This is a genomic window from Variovorax sp. MPBD4-3, assembly GCF_058809745.1.
The window spans coordinates 1-18,375 of sequence record NZ_JBXASW010000054.1 but is presented as its reverse complement, the minus strand read 5'-3'; the positions used below and the strand labels follow the sequence as shown (position 1 = coordinate 18,375).

At 62.5% G+C, this 18,375-nt stretch carries 11 protein-coding genes and 1 pseudogene; 11 read left to right on the top strand and 1 reads right to left on the bottom strand.

Annotated elements, in window-relative coordinates:
* The first annotated feature begins 256 nt into the window (after positions 1 to 256).
* From AC1RVW_RS24355 to AC1RVW_RS24340, 4 genes are all read left to right on the top strand, one after another.
* Complete coding sequence (locus AC1RVW_RS24355) at positions 257 to 3,196, top strand: type VI secretion system Vgr family protein (RefSeq protein WP_493203071.1); 2,940 nt, start codon at positions 257 to 259, stop codon at positions 3,194 to 3,196.
* A 51-nt stretch (positions 3,197 to 3,247) separates the two neighbouring features.
* Positions 3,248 to 8,014: an RHS repeat-associated core domain-containing protein gene (locus tag AC1RVW_RS24350; protein ID WP_493203069.1), complete on the top strand. Its 4,767-nt coding sequence runs from the start codon at positions 3,248 to 3,250 to the stop codon at positions 8,012 to 8,014.
* The gene (locus tag AC1RVW_RS24345; protein WP_493203067.1) at positions 8,011 to 8,208 is read left to right on the top strand and encodes a hypothetical protein; all 198 of its coding nucleotides are present in this window, start codon (positions 8,011 to 8,013) and stop codon (positions 8,206 to 8,208) included. The genes AC1RVW_RS24350 and AC1RVW_RS24345 overlap by 4 nt, the downstream gene beginning before the upstream one ends.
* A gap of 523 nt (positions 8,209 to 8,731) precedes the next feature.
* On the top strand, positions 8,732 to 9,238 hold the full coding sequence (locus tag AC1RVW_RS24340; protein ID WP_493203065.1) for a pentapeptide repeat-containing protein: 507 nt from the start codon (positions 8,732 to 8,734) through the stop codon (positions 9,236 to 9,238).
* A 22-nt stretch (positions 9,239 to 9,260) separates the two neighbouring features.
* Here the strand turns inward: AC1RVW_RS24340 and AC1RVW_RS24335 are convergent.
* Positions 9,261 to 9,519 (bottom strand): annotated as a pseudogene (locus AC1RVW_RS24335) (IS5-like element ISCARN85 family transposase); the annotation flags it as partial.
* Between the two features lie 475 nt (positions 9,520 to 9,994).
* On the opposite strand from AC1RVW_RS24335, the gene AC1RVW_RS24330 reads away from it, so the two are divergent.
* From AC1RVW_RS24330 to AC1RVW_RS24300, 7 genes are all read left to right on the top strand, one after another.
* On the top strand, positions 9,995 to 10,138 hold the full coding sequence (locus tag AC1RVW_RS24330) for a hypothetical protein (RefSeq protein ID WP_493203063.1): 144 nt from the start codon (positions 9,995 to 9,997) through the stop codon (positions 10,136 to 10,138).
* A gap of 39 nt (positions 10,139 to 10,177) precedes the next feature.
* Positions 10,178 to 10,429 (top strand): DUF8616 domain-containing protein, encoded by a 252-nt coding sequence (locus tag AC1RVW_RS24325; RefSeq protein ID WP_493203061.1) that lies wholly within the window; start codon positions 10,178 to 10,180, stop codon positions 10,427 to 10,429.
* Positions 10,430 to 10,521: 92 nt separating this feature from the next.
* Positions 10,522 to 10,905, top strand: coding sequence for an SEL1-like repeat protein (locus tag AC1RVW_RS24320; protein ID WP_285412876.1), 384 nt, complete (start codon positions 10,522 to 10,524; stop codon positions 10,903 to 10,905).
* 124 nt (positions 10,906 to 11,029) lie between these two features.
* Positions 11,030 to 11,524 (top strand): pentapeptide repeat-containing protein, encoded by a 495-nt coding sequence (locus AC1RVW_RS24315; protein WP_493203059.1) that lies wholly within the window; start codon positions 11,030 to 11,032, stop codon positions 11,522 to 11,524.
* Positions 11,525 to 11,564: 40 nt separating this feature from the next.
* A complete protein-coding gene (locus AC1RVW_RS24310) occupies positions 11,565 to 11,960 on the top strand; it encodes a hypothetical protein (protein ID WP_493203057.1) in 396 nt (131 codons plus the stop codon).
* Between the two features lie 58 nt (positions 11,961 to 12,018).
* A complete protein-coding gene (locus AC1RVW_RS24305) occupies positions 12,019 to 16,695 on the top strand; it encodes an RHS repeat-associated core domain-containing protein (RefSeq protein ID WP_493203055.1) in 4,677 nt (1,558 codons plus the stop codon).
* Between the two features lie 937 nt (positions 16,696 to 17,632).
* The coding region (locus AC1RVW_RS24300; RefSeq protein WP_493203053.1) for an RHS domain-containing protein at positions 17,633 to 18,375 on the top strand (743 nt) is incomplete at its 3' end.

The window sequence follows — 18,375 nt, the reverse complement described above, 5'->3', positions numbered from 1 at the left end:
GATGCTCGTCAGCTGCCGTTGAAACCATTTATTTACCTGCATCCCGTTATTCGCATTCTTTTCGAATTCTTCGAAGAACAATTCCCCGGTTTTATGAATTGAAGACTTTTCAATTGCCTCTCCCGCTGGCTCCGCAATTAAAATAAAAGCAAATCGTGCAAGGGGAGGTGTATTTGATGTTCAATTTGTTAACGATATTCTTATTAGACGAATTGCGGTTAGGCGATTCGGCTTATAGCCTCTACGCGGCGCCGCAATGAGCAGCCGCCGCGTCACCATCCAGACTCCAGCCGGCGATGCATTGCAGTTCCAGCAACTGGTGGGCCGCGAGGCATTGAGCCAGCTCTATGCGTTCGACGTTGACCTGTTCGGCACCAGCAACGCGGTCGATGCCAAGGTGCTCCTGGGCAAGCCCGCGACAGTGGTCGTGGAAACCGAAAGCGGCGTGCGCCATCTCGGCGGCATCGCCACCCGCTTCGGCCTGCAGCAGGAAGACGCCCGCCATTCGTTCTACCGGCTGCGCCTGCGTCCGTGGCTGTGGCTGGCCACGCGGCGCAGCGACTTCCGGATCTTCCAGGCCAAGAGCGTGCCCGACATCATCGGAGAGGTCCTGGGGTCTTACGGCTACCCCGTGGAGCAGAAGCTCGCGCGCGGAGACTACCGGCGCTGGGACTACTGCGTGCAGTACCACGAGAGCGACTTCGACTTCGTCTCGCGGCTGTGCGAGCTCGAAGGCATCTACTACTACTTCAGGCACGAGGCCGCGCAGCATGTGCTGGTGTTCGCAGACGACATCGCCGGCTCGCACGGCCCGCTGCCGGGCGGCGAAGAAGTTCGCTACCACCCGCTGGAAAAGTCGGGCATGGGCCAGCGCGAGCGCATCTACGCGTGGGAGATCGCCGAGGAAGTGCGCTCCGGCCACCACTACAACGACGACTACGACTTCGAGAAGCCCAAGGCCGAGTTGTCCCACCTGCGGCAGATGCCGCCCGGGCACGACCACGACAGCTACGAGAACTACGAATGGCCCGGCGGCTTCACGCAGCACGGAGACGGCGAAACCTACGCCCGCATCCGCAATGAAGAGCAACTGAGCCAGCGCAACCGCGTGACCGGCCGCGCCAACCTGCGCGAGCTGGCCACCGGCCACACGCTGCGCCTCACCGGCCATCCGCGCGCCGACCAGAACCGCCAATACCTGCTGTTGAGCGTGAGCTACCACCTGCGGGAGAACCTCCAGGCGAGCGAGGGCGCCGAGGGTGCCGAGGGCTCGGTGCAACTGTTCGCCTTCGACGCGCAGCCCACCAGCTACCCCTGGCGCCCCGTGCGCACCACAACCAAGCCGCGTACGCGCGGCCCGCAGACCGCGATGGTGGTGGGCCCGGCGGGCGAGGAGATCTGGACCGACAAGTACGGGCGCATCAAGGTGCAGTTCCACTGGGACCGCCTCGGCCAGGAGAACGAGCATTCGAGCTGCTGGGTGCGCGTGTCCACCGCGTGGGCGGGCGCCACTTTCGGCATGACCAGCGTGCCGCGCGTCGGCATGGAGGTCATCGTCGACTTCCTCAACGGCGACCCCGACTACCCGATCGTCACCGGCTGCGTGCACAACGCCGACACCATGCCCTCGTGGGAACTGCCGGGGCAGAAGCACCTGTCGGGCATCAGGAGCCGCGAGCTCGGAGGCGGGCGCGGCAACCATCTCGTGCTGGACGACACGCAGGGCAAGATCCAGGCGCAGCTGCGAAGCGACCACCAGGCCAGCCAGCTGAGCGTGGGGCACATCGGGCGCATCGAGGACACCGCGGGGCGCAAGGAGCCGCGAGGGCAGGGGTTCGAACTGCGGACCGACGGGCATGGCGTGTTGCGCGCGGCCAGGGGCCTGCTCGTCACGACCGAGACGCGCGCCAACGCTCAGGCCCACACCACGGACATGGGCGAGACCGTGGCGCGGCTCACCCAGGGGCGCGATCTGCACGAGAGCCTGGGAGACGCCGCGCGCAACGCCAATACGCACCAGGCTGGCGACCAGGACGAGGTGGCGCGCGGCCTGAAGGAACAGATCGACGCCATCAAGGGCCAGGGCGGCAACAGGGAGCAGGGCGAGTTCCCCGAGTTCCAGGAGCCGCACCTCACGCTGGCCAGCCCGGCGGGCATTCAGACCACGGCGCTCGCCTCCACCCACATCGTGAGCGTGGAGCACACGGCCGTCAGCAGCGGTGCGCATGCGAGCTTTGCCGCGGGCAAGAGCTTCCTGGTGAGCGCAAAGGATGCGGTGCGCATGGTCGCGTTCAACAACGGCATCCGCATGGCGGCAGCGGCGGCCGACATCGACATCACCGCGCTGAAGGACAGCATCAACGTGCTGGCCAAGCTGAACATCAAGCTCGAAGCCAACCGCATCACCATCACTGCCAAGGAAGAGGTGCTGATCAACGGCGGCAGCAGCTACACGCGCTGGAACGCAGGCGGCATAGAGAGCGGGACCGGCGGCTTGTGGCGCGCGCATGCGTCGTCGCATTCGATGGTGGGGCCGAAGAGCGACGGGCAGCCACGGTTGCCGCAGCCGCCGCAGTTGCCGCGCGGGCAGCTCGACCTGTACCACCAGTACGTCAAGGCGGACGGTGCCAGGCGCCGGGGTGTGAAGCAGGGCGACTACACCGTGGTGGATTCCGAAGGCGCAACGCATACCGGCAAGCTCGATGCCAACGGCTTTGCCTCGTTGTCCGGCCTGCCGCTCGGGCAGGCCAAGGTCACTTTCGGCGGCGACCCGAGCGACCCTTGGGACAAGGGCAGCTACTTCGGCGAAGCAGACCGTTGGCCCGCGCGGGCGGCGAGCGACAAGGCAGTCGATTCGCAAGGCGGCGGCGGCAGCTTTCTGGGCGGTGTTGGAGGAGGTTCGATGGCGGGGCTCGCAGGCGCTGGTGCCGATGCACTCGGCTCGCTCGGCAGCCTGGGCGGTGCTGCCAGCGGTGCGCTGGGCAAGGCAGGCGGCCTCGTGAGCCAGGTCGGCCAGGCAGCGGGCGCGGCGCAGCAGGCTGTGGGTGCCGTGCAGGCCGTCCGGCAGGGCGGTGCCAAGGCGCTGCTCGGACAGGTAGGCCAGGCCGCCACCGGCATGGCTGCACAGAGCGTGGGCGCGATGGTGCCCAAGCTGCCTGCGCTGCTGCCGGGCCAGATGCCGGGCTTCGCTGGCTGACACAGCCGGCGCCGCTCGGCAACCACAAGAAATCAAGGGAGAGATTCGCGCATGGCTGACCAGCCCCCACAGAACAACGACGCGCAAGGAGCGCAAGCCAAGGAACGCGAGCGCCAGGTCGCGGTGGCGCCGCTCAACACCATCGGCGTGGAAGACATCGGCGCCGGCGCCGCCAAGATCGACAGGTGGCTGCGCAAGCTCACCAACGACTACGTCACGCTGAATGTGCTGACCACTTTCGCGGGCAGCCTGCCGATCATCGGCAACATCATGGCGCTCATCGACGCGGTGTGGGACATCGTCGAGATGGTCACGAAGAAGGCCTACTCCGACGTGCTGCAGTGGGTGAGCCTGGCGATCAACCTGCTGGGCGTGATTCCGTTCCCGCCCGCCACGGGCGCGGCGCGCATGAGCCTTCGGCCCATGCTGCACCTGCTGAAGCAGGAAATCGCCAAGTCGGCCAAGAACGTGGCGCCCAACCTCGGCGAGGCGTTCATGGCCGTGGTCATCACCCACCTGAACGACACTATCGCCGGCACGCTCGACAAGTTCGTGGACGAGGCGCTCGGCTACCTCGACGGCTTCCTGAAGTCTTGCGCGGAGAAGGTCGACGGCATTGCCGATGCGCTGATCGGTGCGCTGCAGGTGGCGCTGGGCGAGAAGCCTGTGTTCTCGACCGGCGCCGTTGCCGAGAAGAGCACCTACGACCCGAATACGCAGAGCACCTGGAGCCGCATGATGGCGGCTGCCGCCGAGGCCGCGAAGAAGTCCGCCAACTACGTCGCCGCAACCGCGAGCCACTACGCGTTGCCCGACAGCGCCAAGCTGCTGATCCGGGACACCGTCTCCAGCCTGACCGACATCAAGGGCCTGGCTCGCCAGCAGATCATGCGGCTGGGCGACGAGAGCCTGCAGTACGGCATCAAGTGGATGATCAAGATCCTCAAGGATGCGCTGCTCAAGCGAAGGGGAAAGCACGGCGCGACCCTTTCAGCAACCAACGGGGCGCAGGTCCAGGACAAGAAGCCCGGCGGCGAGCAAGGCGCAACGACCGCCCAGGCCCCGGCCAGTGGCGACCCGGGCTGCAAGAGTTGCGCGACGGCTGCCGCCGGCGGCGCCATCAGCCTGGCCACCGGCTGCGAGAGCTTCAGCCACACCGACTTCGTGCTGAGCGCGCCCTTGCCCATCGGCTGGACGCGCACCTACCGCAGCAACCTCGGCGCCTTCGACCAGGGCAGCCTCGGCGCGCGCTGGATCACGCCGTACAGCACGCGCGTGGACATTGCCAAGGCCCTCAAAGGCCGCCGCCAGGGTCGGATGAGCTTGATCTATCACGGCATCGACGGCCGCAGCCACGCCTTCCCGTTGCTGGCCGTGGGCCAGGGCCATCACGACCCGATCGAGGAGATCACGCTTACGCGCCTGAGCGAGCGCTTGCTGGTGGTGGACTTCGGCAAGCCCGTGCCCTCCGGCCAGGCTGCCGACTGGCGCGAGACCTACGAACTGGTGGACACCGTGCCCGCCAAGGCCGCTTCGCAGGGCAAGCAGCATTTCCGGCTGGTGGCGCAGCACACGATAGGCGGCGCCGCCATCGGCCTGCGCTACGACCATGTGATTGCCGCGACCGGCGAGCAGGTGCTCAGCGACATCGTCAGCAAACAGGGCGAGGTCGTCATCGCCCACGTCGGCACCCAGCCCGACGCCCGCACCGGCCTGATCAAGTCCCTGTGGGAACTGAAAGACGGCCAGGTGGTCCGCCAACTGGCCGCCTACACGCACGACGCCGAAGCCGACCTCGTCATCGCACAGGACGAGAACGGCGCCGGCTGGCAATACAGCTACAGCCATCACCTCGTGACCCGCTACACCGACCGTACCGGCCGGGGAATGAACCTGCAGTACGACGGCACCGGCGTCGACGCCAAGGCCATGCGCGAATGGTCCGACGACGGCAGTTTTGCACTCAGGCTCGAGTGGGACCGCAACATCCGCCTCACCTACCTGACCGACGCCGTCGGCGGCGAGACCTGGTACTACTACGACGTGCTGGGCTACACCTACCGGATCATCCATCCGGACCAGCGCGAGGAATGGTTCCTGCGCAACGACGCCAAGAACATCACGCGCCATATCCATCCTGACGGCACTACCGACGACTACGTCTACGACGCCAGGGGCAACCTCAAGACGCACACCCGCGCGGACGGCAGCAGCATTCACTACGAATACGACGTGCGCCACCGCGTCACGGGCATCCTCGATGCCGAAGGCGGCGTCTGGAAGCGCGAGCATGACGCGAAGGGCAATCTCACCGAAGAGATCGATCCGCTCGGCCACAAGACCGGATACGCCTACGACGAGGCCGGCCAGCCCGTGCGCATCACCGATGCCAAGGGTGGCGTGAAGACACTGGCCTATACGCCCGCTGGCCAACTGGCGAGCTACACCGATTGCTCCGGCAAAGTCAGCGCATGGGACTACGACAGCCGTGGACGCCTGACCAAGGCTACCGACGCTGCAGGCCAGGCAACGCGCTATCGCTACACCCCCGTGGGCGAGACGGCCTCTCGCGGCGACGGCAACCATCCGGGCCAGCTCGAAGAAGTCATGCTGCCCGACGACACCAGTGAGCACTTCGTACACGACGCCGAAGGCCGCCTGCTTGGGCACTCCGATGCGCTGGGACGCCGCACGCGCTACAGCTACACCCGCGCCGGCCTGGTCGCGGGCCGCGTCGATGCCGCAGGCCACACGCTGCGCTATCACTGGGACCTGATGGGACGGCTCACCGAACTGCACAACGAGAACGGCAGCCGCTACGACTTCAGCTACGACCCGGTGGGCAGGCTGCTCGAAGAAGTCGGTTTCGATCGCAAGGCCACCCAATACCGCTACGAAGCAAGTACCGGCGTGCTGGCCGAGGTTGTCGAGGCGGGCCACAGCACCACGCTCGAATTCGACGCGCTCGGCCGCCTGGCCGAACGCCGGGCTGGCGAGCAGTCGGAGCGCTTCGCATACGACGGTAACGGACGCCTGGTCGACGCCTCCAACAACGACGCCCGGCTGCAGTGGTTCTATGACCGCGCGGGCAACCTTGTGCGCGAACATCACCACTACCAGGATAGCGGACGCACGGCGGTCTGGCGCCACGGCTATGACGAACTCAACCAGCGCGTGACCACCATCCGGCCGGACGGCCACATCACGCAATGGCTGACCTACGGATCGGGTCACGTGCATGGGTTGCTCATCGACGGGCACGACGTCCTGGGCTTCGAGCGCGACGACCTGCATCGCGAGATTGCGCGCGAGCAGGGCAACGGACTGAGGCAAATGCAGCGCTACGACCCGGCCGGCAGATTGCTGGAGCAGCAGATCGCGCAGACCAGGCCCGCCGCGGCCGAGGCCGTTGGCATTCGCCGCAGCTATGCGTACGACAAGGCGGGGCAACTGATCGCCATCGGCGACAGCCGCCGCGGCAACCTGAGCTACCGGTACGACCCGGTGGGACGCCTGCTCGAAGCCAACAGCCGACTGGGACGCGAGACCTTTGCGTTCGATCCGGCGGGGAATATCGGCAGTCCGACCGATGTCGGCGCGGATGCGCAGGCATCGGGCCGAATCACCAACCGTGTTGCCGTTCGCCTCGACGGTGACGGCCGCAGCCTGGCCGGTAGGCTGATGGACAACCTGCTGAAGGACTATGCCGGCACCCACTACAAGTGGGACGAGCGCGGCAACTTGATCGAGCGCAGCCGCAACGGTGACAAGACTGCGTTCACGTGGGACGGCTACAACCGCTTGCGCAGCGCCGAAACATTCGGCGAGACCACGAGCTTCAGCTACGACCCGCTGGGCCGGCGCATCGCCAAGCGCACGTCACGCGCGACGACCCTGTTCGGGTGGGACGGCGACACACTGGCGTTCGAGAGCACGCAGAGCACGGAAGCGCGGCAGGAACAAATGTGGCGCGGCGACAGCGTCCACTACATCCACGAACCCGGTTCGTTCGTCCCCCTGATGCAGATCAGGCAGGCGCATGCCGTTGCGTTGAGCGAGACCACCGATGTGAAGGCGCTGGTCGCGGACAACGGGGGACGCTACGACATCGAGAAGGACCCGTTATGGAATGGAGAACAGAGCCGACCACCCGCGCCGTTCGGCAAGGAAGAGATCGCCTTCTACCAGTGCGATCACCTGGGTACGCCGCAGGAGCTGACGGATCACGAGGGGCGTGTGGCCTGGTCGGCGAGCTACAAGGCTTGGGGGGAGGCGAGGCAGGCGATCAGTGAGGCGGGCAGAAGGGCTGGCTTCCGGAACCCTATCCGCTTCCAGGGGCAGTATTGGGATGACGAGACGGGGCTGCATTACAACCGGTATCGGTATTACGATCCACACTCTGGGCGATTCGTTAGTTCTGATCCAATAAAAATATTGGGTGGGCTGAATATTTTTGCGTACGCAAAAAACCCAAATAGTTATGTTGATCCGCTGGGACTGACGACAACACCGTCAACGATCACCGCGTCTGAAATTACTGACAAGACGCGATCCGAAATAAGAGCGCTGGCAACTGCCAAGGGATTAACTCCTACTGGGCAGCCCGATTCCTCTGGATTGCCTCGAAAATGGAAATGCCCATGCACCGGAAATCAACGATTGCGCTTGGATCGAGGTCACATTGACCAGCAAACGGGACTACCTTATAACGATCCTAAAGCAGCGGTTGATCATGTGCATGCTTATCAGCCAGATGGAATAACGAAGGTTGTATCGCCAGTTGATGGGAATGCACATTTTCCGACGAAAGGACCATGAAAGTGAAAGAATCTATGAAGCGCTATACATTGGCGGACGGTTGTGTTGATGTTTGGATTGAGCAAGACTCGTCTATTCAATTAAAGGCGATATCGAAATTCGGAGATCCTGTTGAGCTTACGGTCGATGAAGTTCGGGTGTTGGCTGAAAATCTAAGACGTTTGGCTGAGCTCTTGGATGAAATGGATCGGTAGTTTTAATTCTTTGGAGTTTTTGGTATTGATCGAGAAATTTGAATGATTGTGCAATAGTGCCTGTCGGATGTGTTTTTTTTGGGGGGCTGCATTATGCATTCATTGAATTTGAACTATCTACGCGGCCTCTATGAATTTTTGCTTGGCAAAAGTGATGAGTGGTTGGAGTCGTTTGACATTAACTCGGCCACCAATCAGGCTGATTTGATTGAGAAGATGAAGATTGGATTTTCGAAATTTGGTCCGACTTCAAAGGCAAATGTAGTCCGTGGGCTGCATTTCATGTTGATCAACTACTCGGATGACTGTTTGTGGAGGAAGGCAATTCCACATGATCTTCCTCTTGACCGGGTGGTAGATAGGAAAGCCTACCTGGAGAAGATAATCCTTGGGTTGACGGGAAGTCTTTCGTGTTTAGAGGACTTGGGGAATTTTTTGTTAATCGATGAAATTGGAGTAAATGGATTGAATTACTCGGAGTAGCCGAGATTGAGTGAATTTTGGCGACGCGTATTTTTGATGAATGCAGAAAATGAGTGCTCAAATAATCATCCTCAACCACGACCTCTGGCGCAAAGGCACTGGCGGCGCGCCCGCTGGCTTGACCGGCCAAGCCGACAGCTCCGTCTACGTGGGCCTCAACCTGAACCTTGCGCAGTTCGCATCCAGCACCTTCTCTGCAAGCAGCTTCACGAGCACCACGTTCAAGCAAGCGGGCTGGACTGCGTGCCAATTCAGCAACTGCACTTTCAGGGCATGCGACTTCGAAGGCATCGCCATTTCCGGCTGCACGTTCGTCAATTGCACATTCAGCCATTCGCAGTTCAACGCAGCCCGGCTCAGCGACTCAGCCTTCAGCCGATGCACCTGGACCGATCTCAATTTCGACGGCAACACGTGGTCGAGCCTCGACGTGCTCGACTGCCGCGGTAACCGAATCCAGGCCAGCAACCTGCAAGGGGAGCGCGTGAACTTCGCGGGAAGCGAGTTCGAAGACATGAGTTTCGAGAACGCCCGGATCAACAGCTGACAGCGATCCAGGCTAGGGCCTGCTAACACAACCGCAAGTCATCAGAGATGAGAGCGAAGCCGATGAATGCGGTGAACATGACGTCGAGCTTCTCGAATCGGGAGAAGATGCGCCGATAGGAGCCGACGGAACAAGCGCTCGACTTCATTGCGGCGCTTGTACATGGCACGGTCGTATTCCCACGGTTAGACGCGAGTGCGCAGTGGCGGGACGACAGGGATAAAGCTCAGATCGAGCGCAAGCTAGCGAGTCTCGTTGCCTTCATATATGGCATCGAGTACCTGCAAGTTCGACAAGCTGACATTGCCTCGCTGAGTCGGCAAGAAGTCTTCGATCTGCTCAAACTGCGCTCGTGTGATCTCCATGCCAGCAATGTCGCTCGAACACGCAATGAGCCCAAATAGTGTTACAGGCCGTAGAGGCAGGTAGGAAAGATGGCAGTAACAGAAGGCCCGCAACAACAAGGCCAGAAGCCGACCGTGCGCGAACCCCAGACGGCGGTGGCGCCGCTGAACACGATCGTGAAGGAAGACGTCGCGGCTGCGAGCAAGGCGGTGGATGAGTGGCTGCGTTCGTTCAGCGGCGGCTACGTGACGCTGGAGCGCCTGACGATGGTGCTGGGCAGCATCCCGATCGTCGGCAACATCATGGCGCTGGTGGATGTGTTCCTGGACATCATCAACATCGTCGAGAAGAAGGCCAAGGACAGCGTCGATGCGTTCCTGAACTGGGAGCCTGCGGCCCACGCTGCACCTGGTGAAGCAGGAGCTGAAGACGGCGGCGTCGAACCTTGGCGAGGCCATCGTCACGACGCTGGTGGGGCACCTGAACGCCACCATCATGGGCGAGCTGGACAAGTTCATCGACGGTGCGATCGCCAAGCTCGACGGCATCCTCTAGAGCTGCGCGGACCTGGCCGACAAGATCATCGACAACCTGGTGGACGTGATCAAGGCGCAACCGTCTTACACAGAAGGCCAGAAGGTGCAGCTGATATCGTGCGAGACCGGCAAGGGCGCCGACCCCTACGCCCAGAAGCTGGCCAACGAGCTCAATGCGCCTGTCGTGGCGCCCGACAAGCTCCTGTGGATCTGGCCCCACGGTGCCTACAAGCCCGCCGGCCAGAAGGCCGACGGCACCATGGACACCGCCGATCCCGGCGTCTGGCATACCTTCAACCCAAAGTCATGAAGAACATCGATCTCAGGTTCGGCGCGAAGCTGGCAGTGCTGCTTCCTCTTCTTCTGAACCTTCCAGTCTCTTACGCAACGGAGAACCGAACCATGGACAAGCCCGACGCCGCACCAGCCTCTTCCTCGTCGCCCATCTCGGGCGCGCGGTCCTTCGCATTGACGGACGCGCAACGAGCCGAACTGGTCACGAAGGCCGAGGCCGGCGACGCCGAAGCCGCGTTCCGTCTCTCGCTGTACTACACCTTCGCGTCTTCCGACGACGTTCAGCGCACCCGCTGGCTGACGGCAGCGGCCAAGGCCGGGCACGTCGTGGCGCAGCACAACCTGGCCTACGACCTCTACATGAGCGGCAAGGACCTCGCCGAGGCCGCGCACTGGGCGGCGGAGTCGGCGAAGAACGGCAATGCGGAGGCGGGCGACCTGCTCAAGGAAATCGAAGCGGCACGCGCGAAGGCCCGGGGCTCGCGTCCGTGAGTTCGGTCTTGCCGCTGTTTGAAATCGAATCGCCGGGGCGGCTGGTGCTCAACACTCCAATCGTGATGGCATTGGCGAACGCTTTCGGGCTGTTCGAGAAGGCGGACCAACCGAGGGGCATCGAATGTCTTCCCAAATCATCATCCTCGCCCACGACATGTGGCGCAAAGGCGCAGGCGGCGCTCCCGCCGGACTCGTCGGCCAGGCCGACAGCTTTGCCTACGCCGGGCTCGACCTGGGCCTTGCCCAGTTCGCCTCGACGACCTTCGCAGGCACGAGTTTCACGGCCACGAGCTTCAGGCAGGCGGGCTGGAGCGGCTGCCAGTTCACGGGCTGCAGCTTCAGCCAGTGCGACTTCGGCAGCATCTCGATCACGGGGTGCACCTTCGTCAACTGCAGCTTCACGCGCGCGAACTTCGACGGCGCGAGCATCGGAAGCAGCACCTTCAGGCAGTGCCAGTGGGACGACATCAGCTTCGCCGGCGGCAGCTGGAACGACGTCGGCGTTCTGGACTGCAGCGGCACCGTAGTGCACGCGCAGGGGCTGCAGGGACGCAGCGTTGACTTCACGGGCAGCACCTTCGAACAGCTCGAGTTCCAGGGCGCCAACATCAACTGAGCCCTCACCGGCACCTCATCACTTCATCTATTCCATGATCATGAAAAACATCAAGCCCACCCTTGTCGCCGCTGTCTTCCTGGGCGTCGCTTCTCTATGTGCTGCGCAAGCGGAAACGAAAACCACGCTGACCAAGCTGCACCAGAGTTACGAGAAGCAGGGCCGTCGTGCGCTCGGCATGCCTGAATACGGCAAGCGCGTGCAGTTCGCGGCGGTGGTCATCGAAGCGTCCGATTCCTTCGGCGGTACGTCGCTGATCCGCGTTGCCGACGTGCGCGGCAGCCAGGAGCTGGCGCGCCTGACACCTACGGACGACGCGCAGAGCCAGAGGATGGGCGAGATGCGCAGCGGTGCGAAGTTCACCGCGAGCTGCGAGGTCGGCTTCGCGATGGGGTCGGCATTTCTCACGATGAAGGACTGCGTGATCCAGCCTTGAAGAGCATCGATTCACAGCACTGACAAGACAAGGCATCAGCCAGAGGCAGGGAGAGAAGATGGCAGAAAAAGAGGGCCCGCAACAGCAAGGCCAGAAGCCGACTGAGCGCGAACCCCAGACGGCGGTGGCGCCGCTGAACACGATCGTGAAGGAAGACGTCGCCGCGGCGAGCAAGGCGGTGGACGAGTGGCTGCGTTCGTTCAGCGGCGGCTACGTGACGCTGGAGCGCCTGACGATGGTGCTGGGCAGCATCCCGATCGTCGGCAACATCATGGCGCTGGTGGATGTGTTCCTGGACATCATCAACATCGTCGAGAAGAAGGCAAAGGACGGCGTCGATGCGTTCCTGAACTGGGTGAGCCTGGGCATCAACCTGATCGGGCTGATTCCGATACCGCCGAGCATGGCGGCCGCGCGCATGAGCCTGCGGCCCACGCTGCACCTGGTGAAGCAGGAGCTGAAGACGGCGGCCTCCAACCTTGGCGAGGCGATCGTCACCACGCTGGTGGGCCACCTGAACGCCACCATCATGGGCGAACTGGACAAGTTCATCGACGGTGCGATCGCCAAGCTCGACGGCATCCTCAAGAGCTGCGCGGACCTGGCCGACAAGATCATCGACAACCTGGTGGACGTGATGCGCCGGGTGCTGGGCCAGAAGGACCTGTTTGCGGTGGGCACGCCGGCGTCGCCGGAGACCAAGGTATACGACCCGAAGACGCAGAGCACGTGGAGCCGGATGTGGGGCACGGCGGTGCGCTACACCAAGCAGTCGGCGAACTACGTGGCGAAGGCGGCGGCCAGCCAGCTGCCCGATGGCCTCGCGAGCAGGGTCAACGGTGTGATCGGGCAGATGCTGGACTTCAAGCAGCAGCTGCGTGGGCAGCTCTCGAGGCTGGCGGACAAGGAGTCGCAGGCCAGCATCATGTGGCTGCTGCACAAGTTGCGTGATGCGCTGCTGAAGAGGAAAGGCCAGCGCGCGGCGATCGTGGCTCCGCAGGCGGGAGCCAAGGCAGAAAAAGAAAATCCCGGGACGCAGCTCAGTCACATCAACAAGCAAGCCGATGCACAAGGAACCGCAGGCTGCAAGAACTGCCCCGCGCCGGCACGCAAAGGGGCTTCCATCAGCCTTGCCACAGGCAACGAGAGCTTCACCCACACAGACTTCGTGCTCGCAGCACCGCTGCCGATCGAATGGGCGCGCACCTACGCCAGCGACCTCGATGCCTTCGACCGGGGCAGCTTGGGCGCTCGCTGGATCACCCCCTACAGCATGCGCGTGGACATCACCACGCCCGCGCGAGGCGCACGCCAGGGCCAGCCCAGCCTGCTCCACCACGCCGCAGATGGCCGCAGCCATGCGTATCCGGTGCTGGCCGCGGGCCAGAGCTACTTCGACGCGATCGAGGAAGTCCGCGTCTTGCGCCTGAGCGAGAGCCTGCTGGTGCTGGACTTCGGCAAGCCGTTGCCCGAAGGCGAGCAGAGCGATTGGCGCGAGATCTACGAGTACGTCGACGGCAAGCAGCCCCACTTCCGCCTTGTCGCCCAGCAGGCGAAGGACGGCATGGCCATCGGCCTGCGCTACGACCACGTCATTGCAGAGACGGGCGAGCGCGTGCTCAGCGACATCATCAGCAAGCATGGCGAAGCCGTCATGGCGCACGTGGGCACGAAGCCCGATGCGCAGACCGGACTCATCCAGTCGCTGTGGGAGCTCAAGGACGGCCAGGTCGTGCGTCAATTGGCCGCCTACACGCACGACGCGCAGCGCGACCTCGTCGCCGCGCAGGACGAGGACGGCGCGAGCTGGCGCTACACCTACAGCCACCACCTCGTGACCCGCTACACCGACCGCACCGGCCGGGGCATGAACCTCGAGTACGACGGCACCGGCCCCGACGCCAAGGCCGTGCGCGAGTGGTCCGACGACGGCAGCTTCGCGCTGAAGCTGGAGTGGGACAGGAACATCCGGCTGACCTACGTGACCGATGCGCTGGGCGGGGAGACCTGGCACTACTACGACATCCAGGGCTACACCTACCGCATCATCCATCCGGACGGTCTGCAGGAGTGGTTCTTCCGCGATGACGCGAAGAACGTCACCCGCCACGTGCATACCGACGGCACGACCGACGACTACACCTACGACCCCGACGGCAACCTGCAGACGCACACGCGCGCGGACGGCAGCCGGGTCCACTACGAGTACGACAGCCTGCATCGCCTGACGGGCATCCGCGATGCGGAGGGCGGCGTGTGGAAGCGCGACTACGACGCGCAGGGCCATCTCACCGAAGAGATCGATCCGCTGGGGCACAAGACCGAGTACGCCTACGACAAGGCCGGCAGGCCCGTGCGCATCACCGATGCCAAGGGCGGCGTGAAGACGCTCGCCTACTCCGCGTCGGGCCAACTGCTCAGCTACACCGACTGCTCCGCAAAGACCAGCCGCTGGGATTACGACGAACGAGGCCGGCTCACCAAGGCTGCCGACGCCGCCGGCAACGCGACCGGATATCGCTACGCTGCCGGCCAGCTCGAAGAAATCGTGCTGCCCGACCAGACGAGCGAGCAGTTCGAGCACGATGCCGAAGGCCGGCTGCTGAAGCACACCGACGCGCTGGGGCGCGCCACGCGCTACAGCTACACGCGCGCCGGCCTGATCGCCGGCCGCACCGACGCCGCGGGCCGCTCGCTCAAATACCACTGGGACCTTCTGGGCCGCCTGACAGAACTGCACAACGAGAACGGCAGCCGATACGACTTTCGCTACGACCCGGTGGGCCGCCTGCTGGAAGAAACCGGCTTCGACCGCAAGGCTACGCAGTACGTGCACGAAGAGACGACGGGCGTGCTCGCCGAAGTGGTCGAGGCGGGCCACCGCACAGAACTCGAATTCGATCCACTCGGCCGCTTGAGCGAACGCCGCGCCGGTGGCCAATCCGAACGCTTCGCCTACGACCGCAACGGCCGCCTGCTGGAGGCGACCAACAGCGACGCGCGCCTGCAATGGTTCTACGACCCGGCCGGCAACCTGACGCGCGAGCATCACCACTACCTGCAGCGCAAGCGCACGGCTGTCTGGCAGCACCGCTACGACGAACTCAACCAGCGCATCGCCACCGTGCGGCCCGACGGGCACGTCATCCAATGGCTGACATACGGCTCAGGCCACGTGCACGGCCTGATGATCGACGGCCAGGACATCCTCGGCTTCGAGCGCGACGACCTGCACCGCGAGGTCGCACGCGAGCAGGGCAACGGCCTGAGCCAGCGGCAGAAGTACGACCCGGCAGGTCGGCTGCTCGAGCAGCAGATCTCGCGCACCAGTTCTGGCGCCATCGAATCGACCACAGGCATCCAGCGCCGCTACAGCTACGACAAGGCCGGCCAGCTGATTGGCATCGGCGACAGCCGCCGAGGCAACCTGAGCTACCGCTACGACCCGGTGGGCCGTCTGCTGGAGGCCAACAGCCGAGTGGGGCGCGAGACGTTTGCATTCGACCCGGCGGGCAACATCGTCGACCCGCCGGCGACCAACGACCCGCTCAGGCACCCTGCCAACAAGTTGCTGGACAACCTGCTGAAGAACTACGCCGGCACCAGCTACCGCTACGACGAACGCGGCAACATGACCGAGCGGGTGCGCCACGGCTGGCGCACCGTCTTCGCATGGGACGGCTTCAACCGCATGACGGCGGCGACCGACCAGCGCGGCATCACCACCTCCTTCAGCTACGACGCGCTGGGTCGTCGGCTCTCCAAGAGTTCTGGCGAGACCACGACACTGTTCGGCTGGGACGGCGACGTGCTCGCGTTCGAGAGCACGCAGAGCAAGTCAGCGATGGAGGAAGGCGGCGAGCACGGCTGGAGCGTGCACTACATCCACGAGGCGAACTCGTTCGTGCCGCTGGTGCAGGTGCGCCGGGCGCGCGCGATGGCGCTGAGCGAGACGACGGATGCGAAGGCGTTGATGGAAGCCAATGGCGGCGTCTACGACATCGAGCAGGATCCGTTGTGGAACGGCGAGCAGAGGCAGGTGCCGCGGGCGTTCGACAGAAGGGAGATGGCGTTCTATCAGTGCGACCATCTGGGCACGCCGCAGGAACTGACGGACCATGAGGGAAGCATTGCCTGGTCGGCGCAGTACAAGGCGTGGGGGGAGGCGCGGGAGGCGATCAGCGAGGCGGGGCTAAGGGCGGGGTTCAGGAATCCGGTTCGGTTCCAGGGGCAGTACTGGGATGAAGAGACGGGGCTGCACTACAACCGGTATCGGTACTACGACCCGCAGGCTGGGCGGTTCGTGTCGAAAGATCCAATCAAGCTCGCCGGTGGTAATAATATTTATCAATATGCGCCTAATCCAATAAGGTGGTTTGATCCACTGGGATTAATAAAGCTCGGGTATGACAAAAATGATAAATCTTGGAGTACGCCGAATGGTTTGATTTATGGTCAGGGGTCGGCGCATGGCAATCGAATTAAGCATGTTTTGGAGCATGAGTCACCAGATGCAAATAAATCGACTCATTCAGTGTTTTGTACCTGTAAGAGAGGTGGCTCGTTGGATTTGGTTGATGAGGCTTGGGCGAAGCGCGGCCAGCCTTTGGCCAACGATCCTGGTGCTTATGTTATTCCAATGGGTAGGGCGGTGGGGACCAACGGAGAGAAGAATATAAAATTAATTACTCGTCCAGGAACTAATAGGGTTATTACGGCATATCCAGTGAATTGAAGGGTTGATATGATTTGTCCGCGTTGTGAGCAAGATGAAATTGTTGAAGCCAAAATCAAAGCTACCGGGAGTTCTATTTTTATCTGCCCTGAGTGTGACGCGATGTGGTTGTCAAGTAATCGAATTGACTCTGCTAACTTTCTTGACTATGGGACTTATATGGAGTCGATAGGATTGACTCAGTTGTGGGACGAGTTGAGCGTAATGAGGCGAATTTAGTGCATAGGTGACTTCGAATCATTTTGTTAAACTTTTTCCTAAATGATTTAAGTTAATAGCTATTGGATTTAAGGCGAGATTCGGGGGTGATGGTAGATTTCATGTTCAGTCTTTAAATGTGCAGTCGCTCAGTCTTGGTGGTTTGTTTCCGCCCACTAAATAGGTCTGGAGAAGTGTGCAGTGAGTTAATAGGTGATGAGGGGAGCATGCCTGGTGGCGTAGCATAAGACTGTGAAGGAGACTGAACGGCGTGAAAGCGAATTCAATTGGGTGCGAAGAAAACGATGCCGCTCGCCGACTCGAGTCTGATGAAAAATTATGGATTTCGCTTTGCTTGAATTTTCAGGATGGACTGGAGAAAATGTAAGAAGTCAAGGGGTGAGTAAATTATATTTCGGTCGTCCCGAAGGCCCTGTTGATTTTTTCAATAGAAAGAGCTGGGAGAATTATTGGAAAATTGAAAATCAATTTATCGTTTAAGGGCGGCTCTAAGTGCTGCTGGGCCAACACTCCAAGTGCTCGTCGCCTCGCTTTTAAAGGCTCGCCCTAGACATGCCAAAATCGGTTTGCTTGAACGCCTATTTCAGATTGTTGCGGCATCTACTGCGGAGGTCGCCAAAAAGGAATACAACGAGATGCAGCGGCGAGTTCGACTTCGCGCTCTCGAAGGGTTGTGGGTTTTGTTCCTGGAGTTGAATGGAGAGCATGCGAAAGTCGTTTGCTCGAAGCCAACAGCCGCCTCGGGCGCGAGACTTTCGCCTTCGACCCCGCAGGCAACATCGTCGATCCGCCCCCGGCCAACGAACCACTGAGGCACCCGGCCGGCAAACTGCTGGACAACCTTTTGAAGAACTACGCCGGCACCAGCTATCGCTACGACGAACGCGGCAACATGACCGAGCGGGTGCGCAACGGCTGGCGCACCGTCTTCGCATGGGACGGCTTCAACCGCATGACGGCGGCGACCGACCAGAGCGGCATCACCACCACCTTCAGCTACGACGCGCTGGGTCGGCGCCTCTCCAAGAGTTCGGGCGAGACCACGACGCTGTTCGGCTGGGACGGCGACGTGCTCGCGTTCGAGAGTACGCAGAGCAAGTCAGCGATGGAGGAAGGCGGCGAGCACGGGTGGAGCGTGCACTACATCCACGAGGCGAACTCGTTCGTGCCGCTGGTGCAGGTGCGCCAGGCGCGCGCGATGGCGCTGAGCGAGACGACGGATGCGAAGGCGTTGATGGAAGCCAACGGCGGCGTCTACGACATCGAGCAGGATCCGTTGTGGAACGGCGAGCAGAGGCAGGTGCCGCGAGCGTTCGACAGAAGGGAGATGGCGTTCTACCAGTGCGACCATCTTGGAACACCGCAGGAGTTGACGGACCATGAAGGCAGTGTTGCCTGGTCGGCGCAGTACAAGGCGTGGGGGGAGGCGCGGGAGGCGATCAGCGAGGCGGGGAGAAGGGC

Bases quoted from the DNA above. Each gene is read 5' to 3' on its own strand.
- AC1RVW_RS24355 (WP_493203071.1), top strand. From the start codon at position 257: ATGAGCAGCCGCCGCGTCACCATCCAGACTCCAGCCGGCGATGCATTG.
- AC1RVW_RS24350 (WP_493203069.1), top strand. From the start codon at position 3,248: ATGGCTGACCAGCCCCCACAGAACAACGACGCGCAAGGAGCGCAAGCC.
- AC1RVW_RS24345 (WP_493203067.1), top strand. From the start codon at position 8,011: ATGAAAGTGAAAGAATCTATGAAGCGCTATACATTGGCGGACGGTTGT.
- AC1RVW_RS24340 (WP_493203065.1), top strand. From the start codon at position 8,732: ATGCAGAAAATGAGTGCTCAAATAATCATCCTCAACCACGACCTCTGG.
- AC1RVW_RS24320 (WP_285412876.1), top strand. From the start codon at position 10,522: ATGGACAAGCCCGACGCCGCACCAGCCTCTTCCTCGTCGCCCATCTCG.
- AC1RVW_RS24315 (WP_493203059.1), top strand. From the start codon at position 11,030: ATGTCTTCCCAAATCATCATCCTCGCCCACGACATGTGGCGCAAAGGC.
- AC1RVW_RS24310 (WP_493203057.1), top strand. From the start codon at position 11,565: ATGAAAAACATCAAGCCCACCCTTGTCGCCGCTGTCTTCCTGGGCGTC.
- AC1RVW_RS24305 (WP_493203055.1), top strand. From the start codon at position 12,019: ATGGCAGAAAAAGAGGGCCCGCAACAGCAAGGCCAGAAGCCGACTGAG.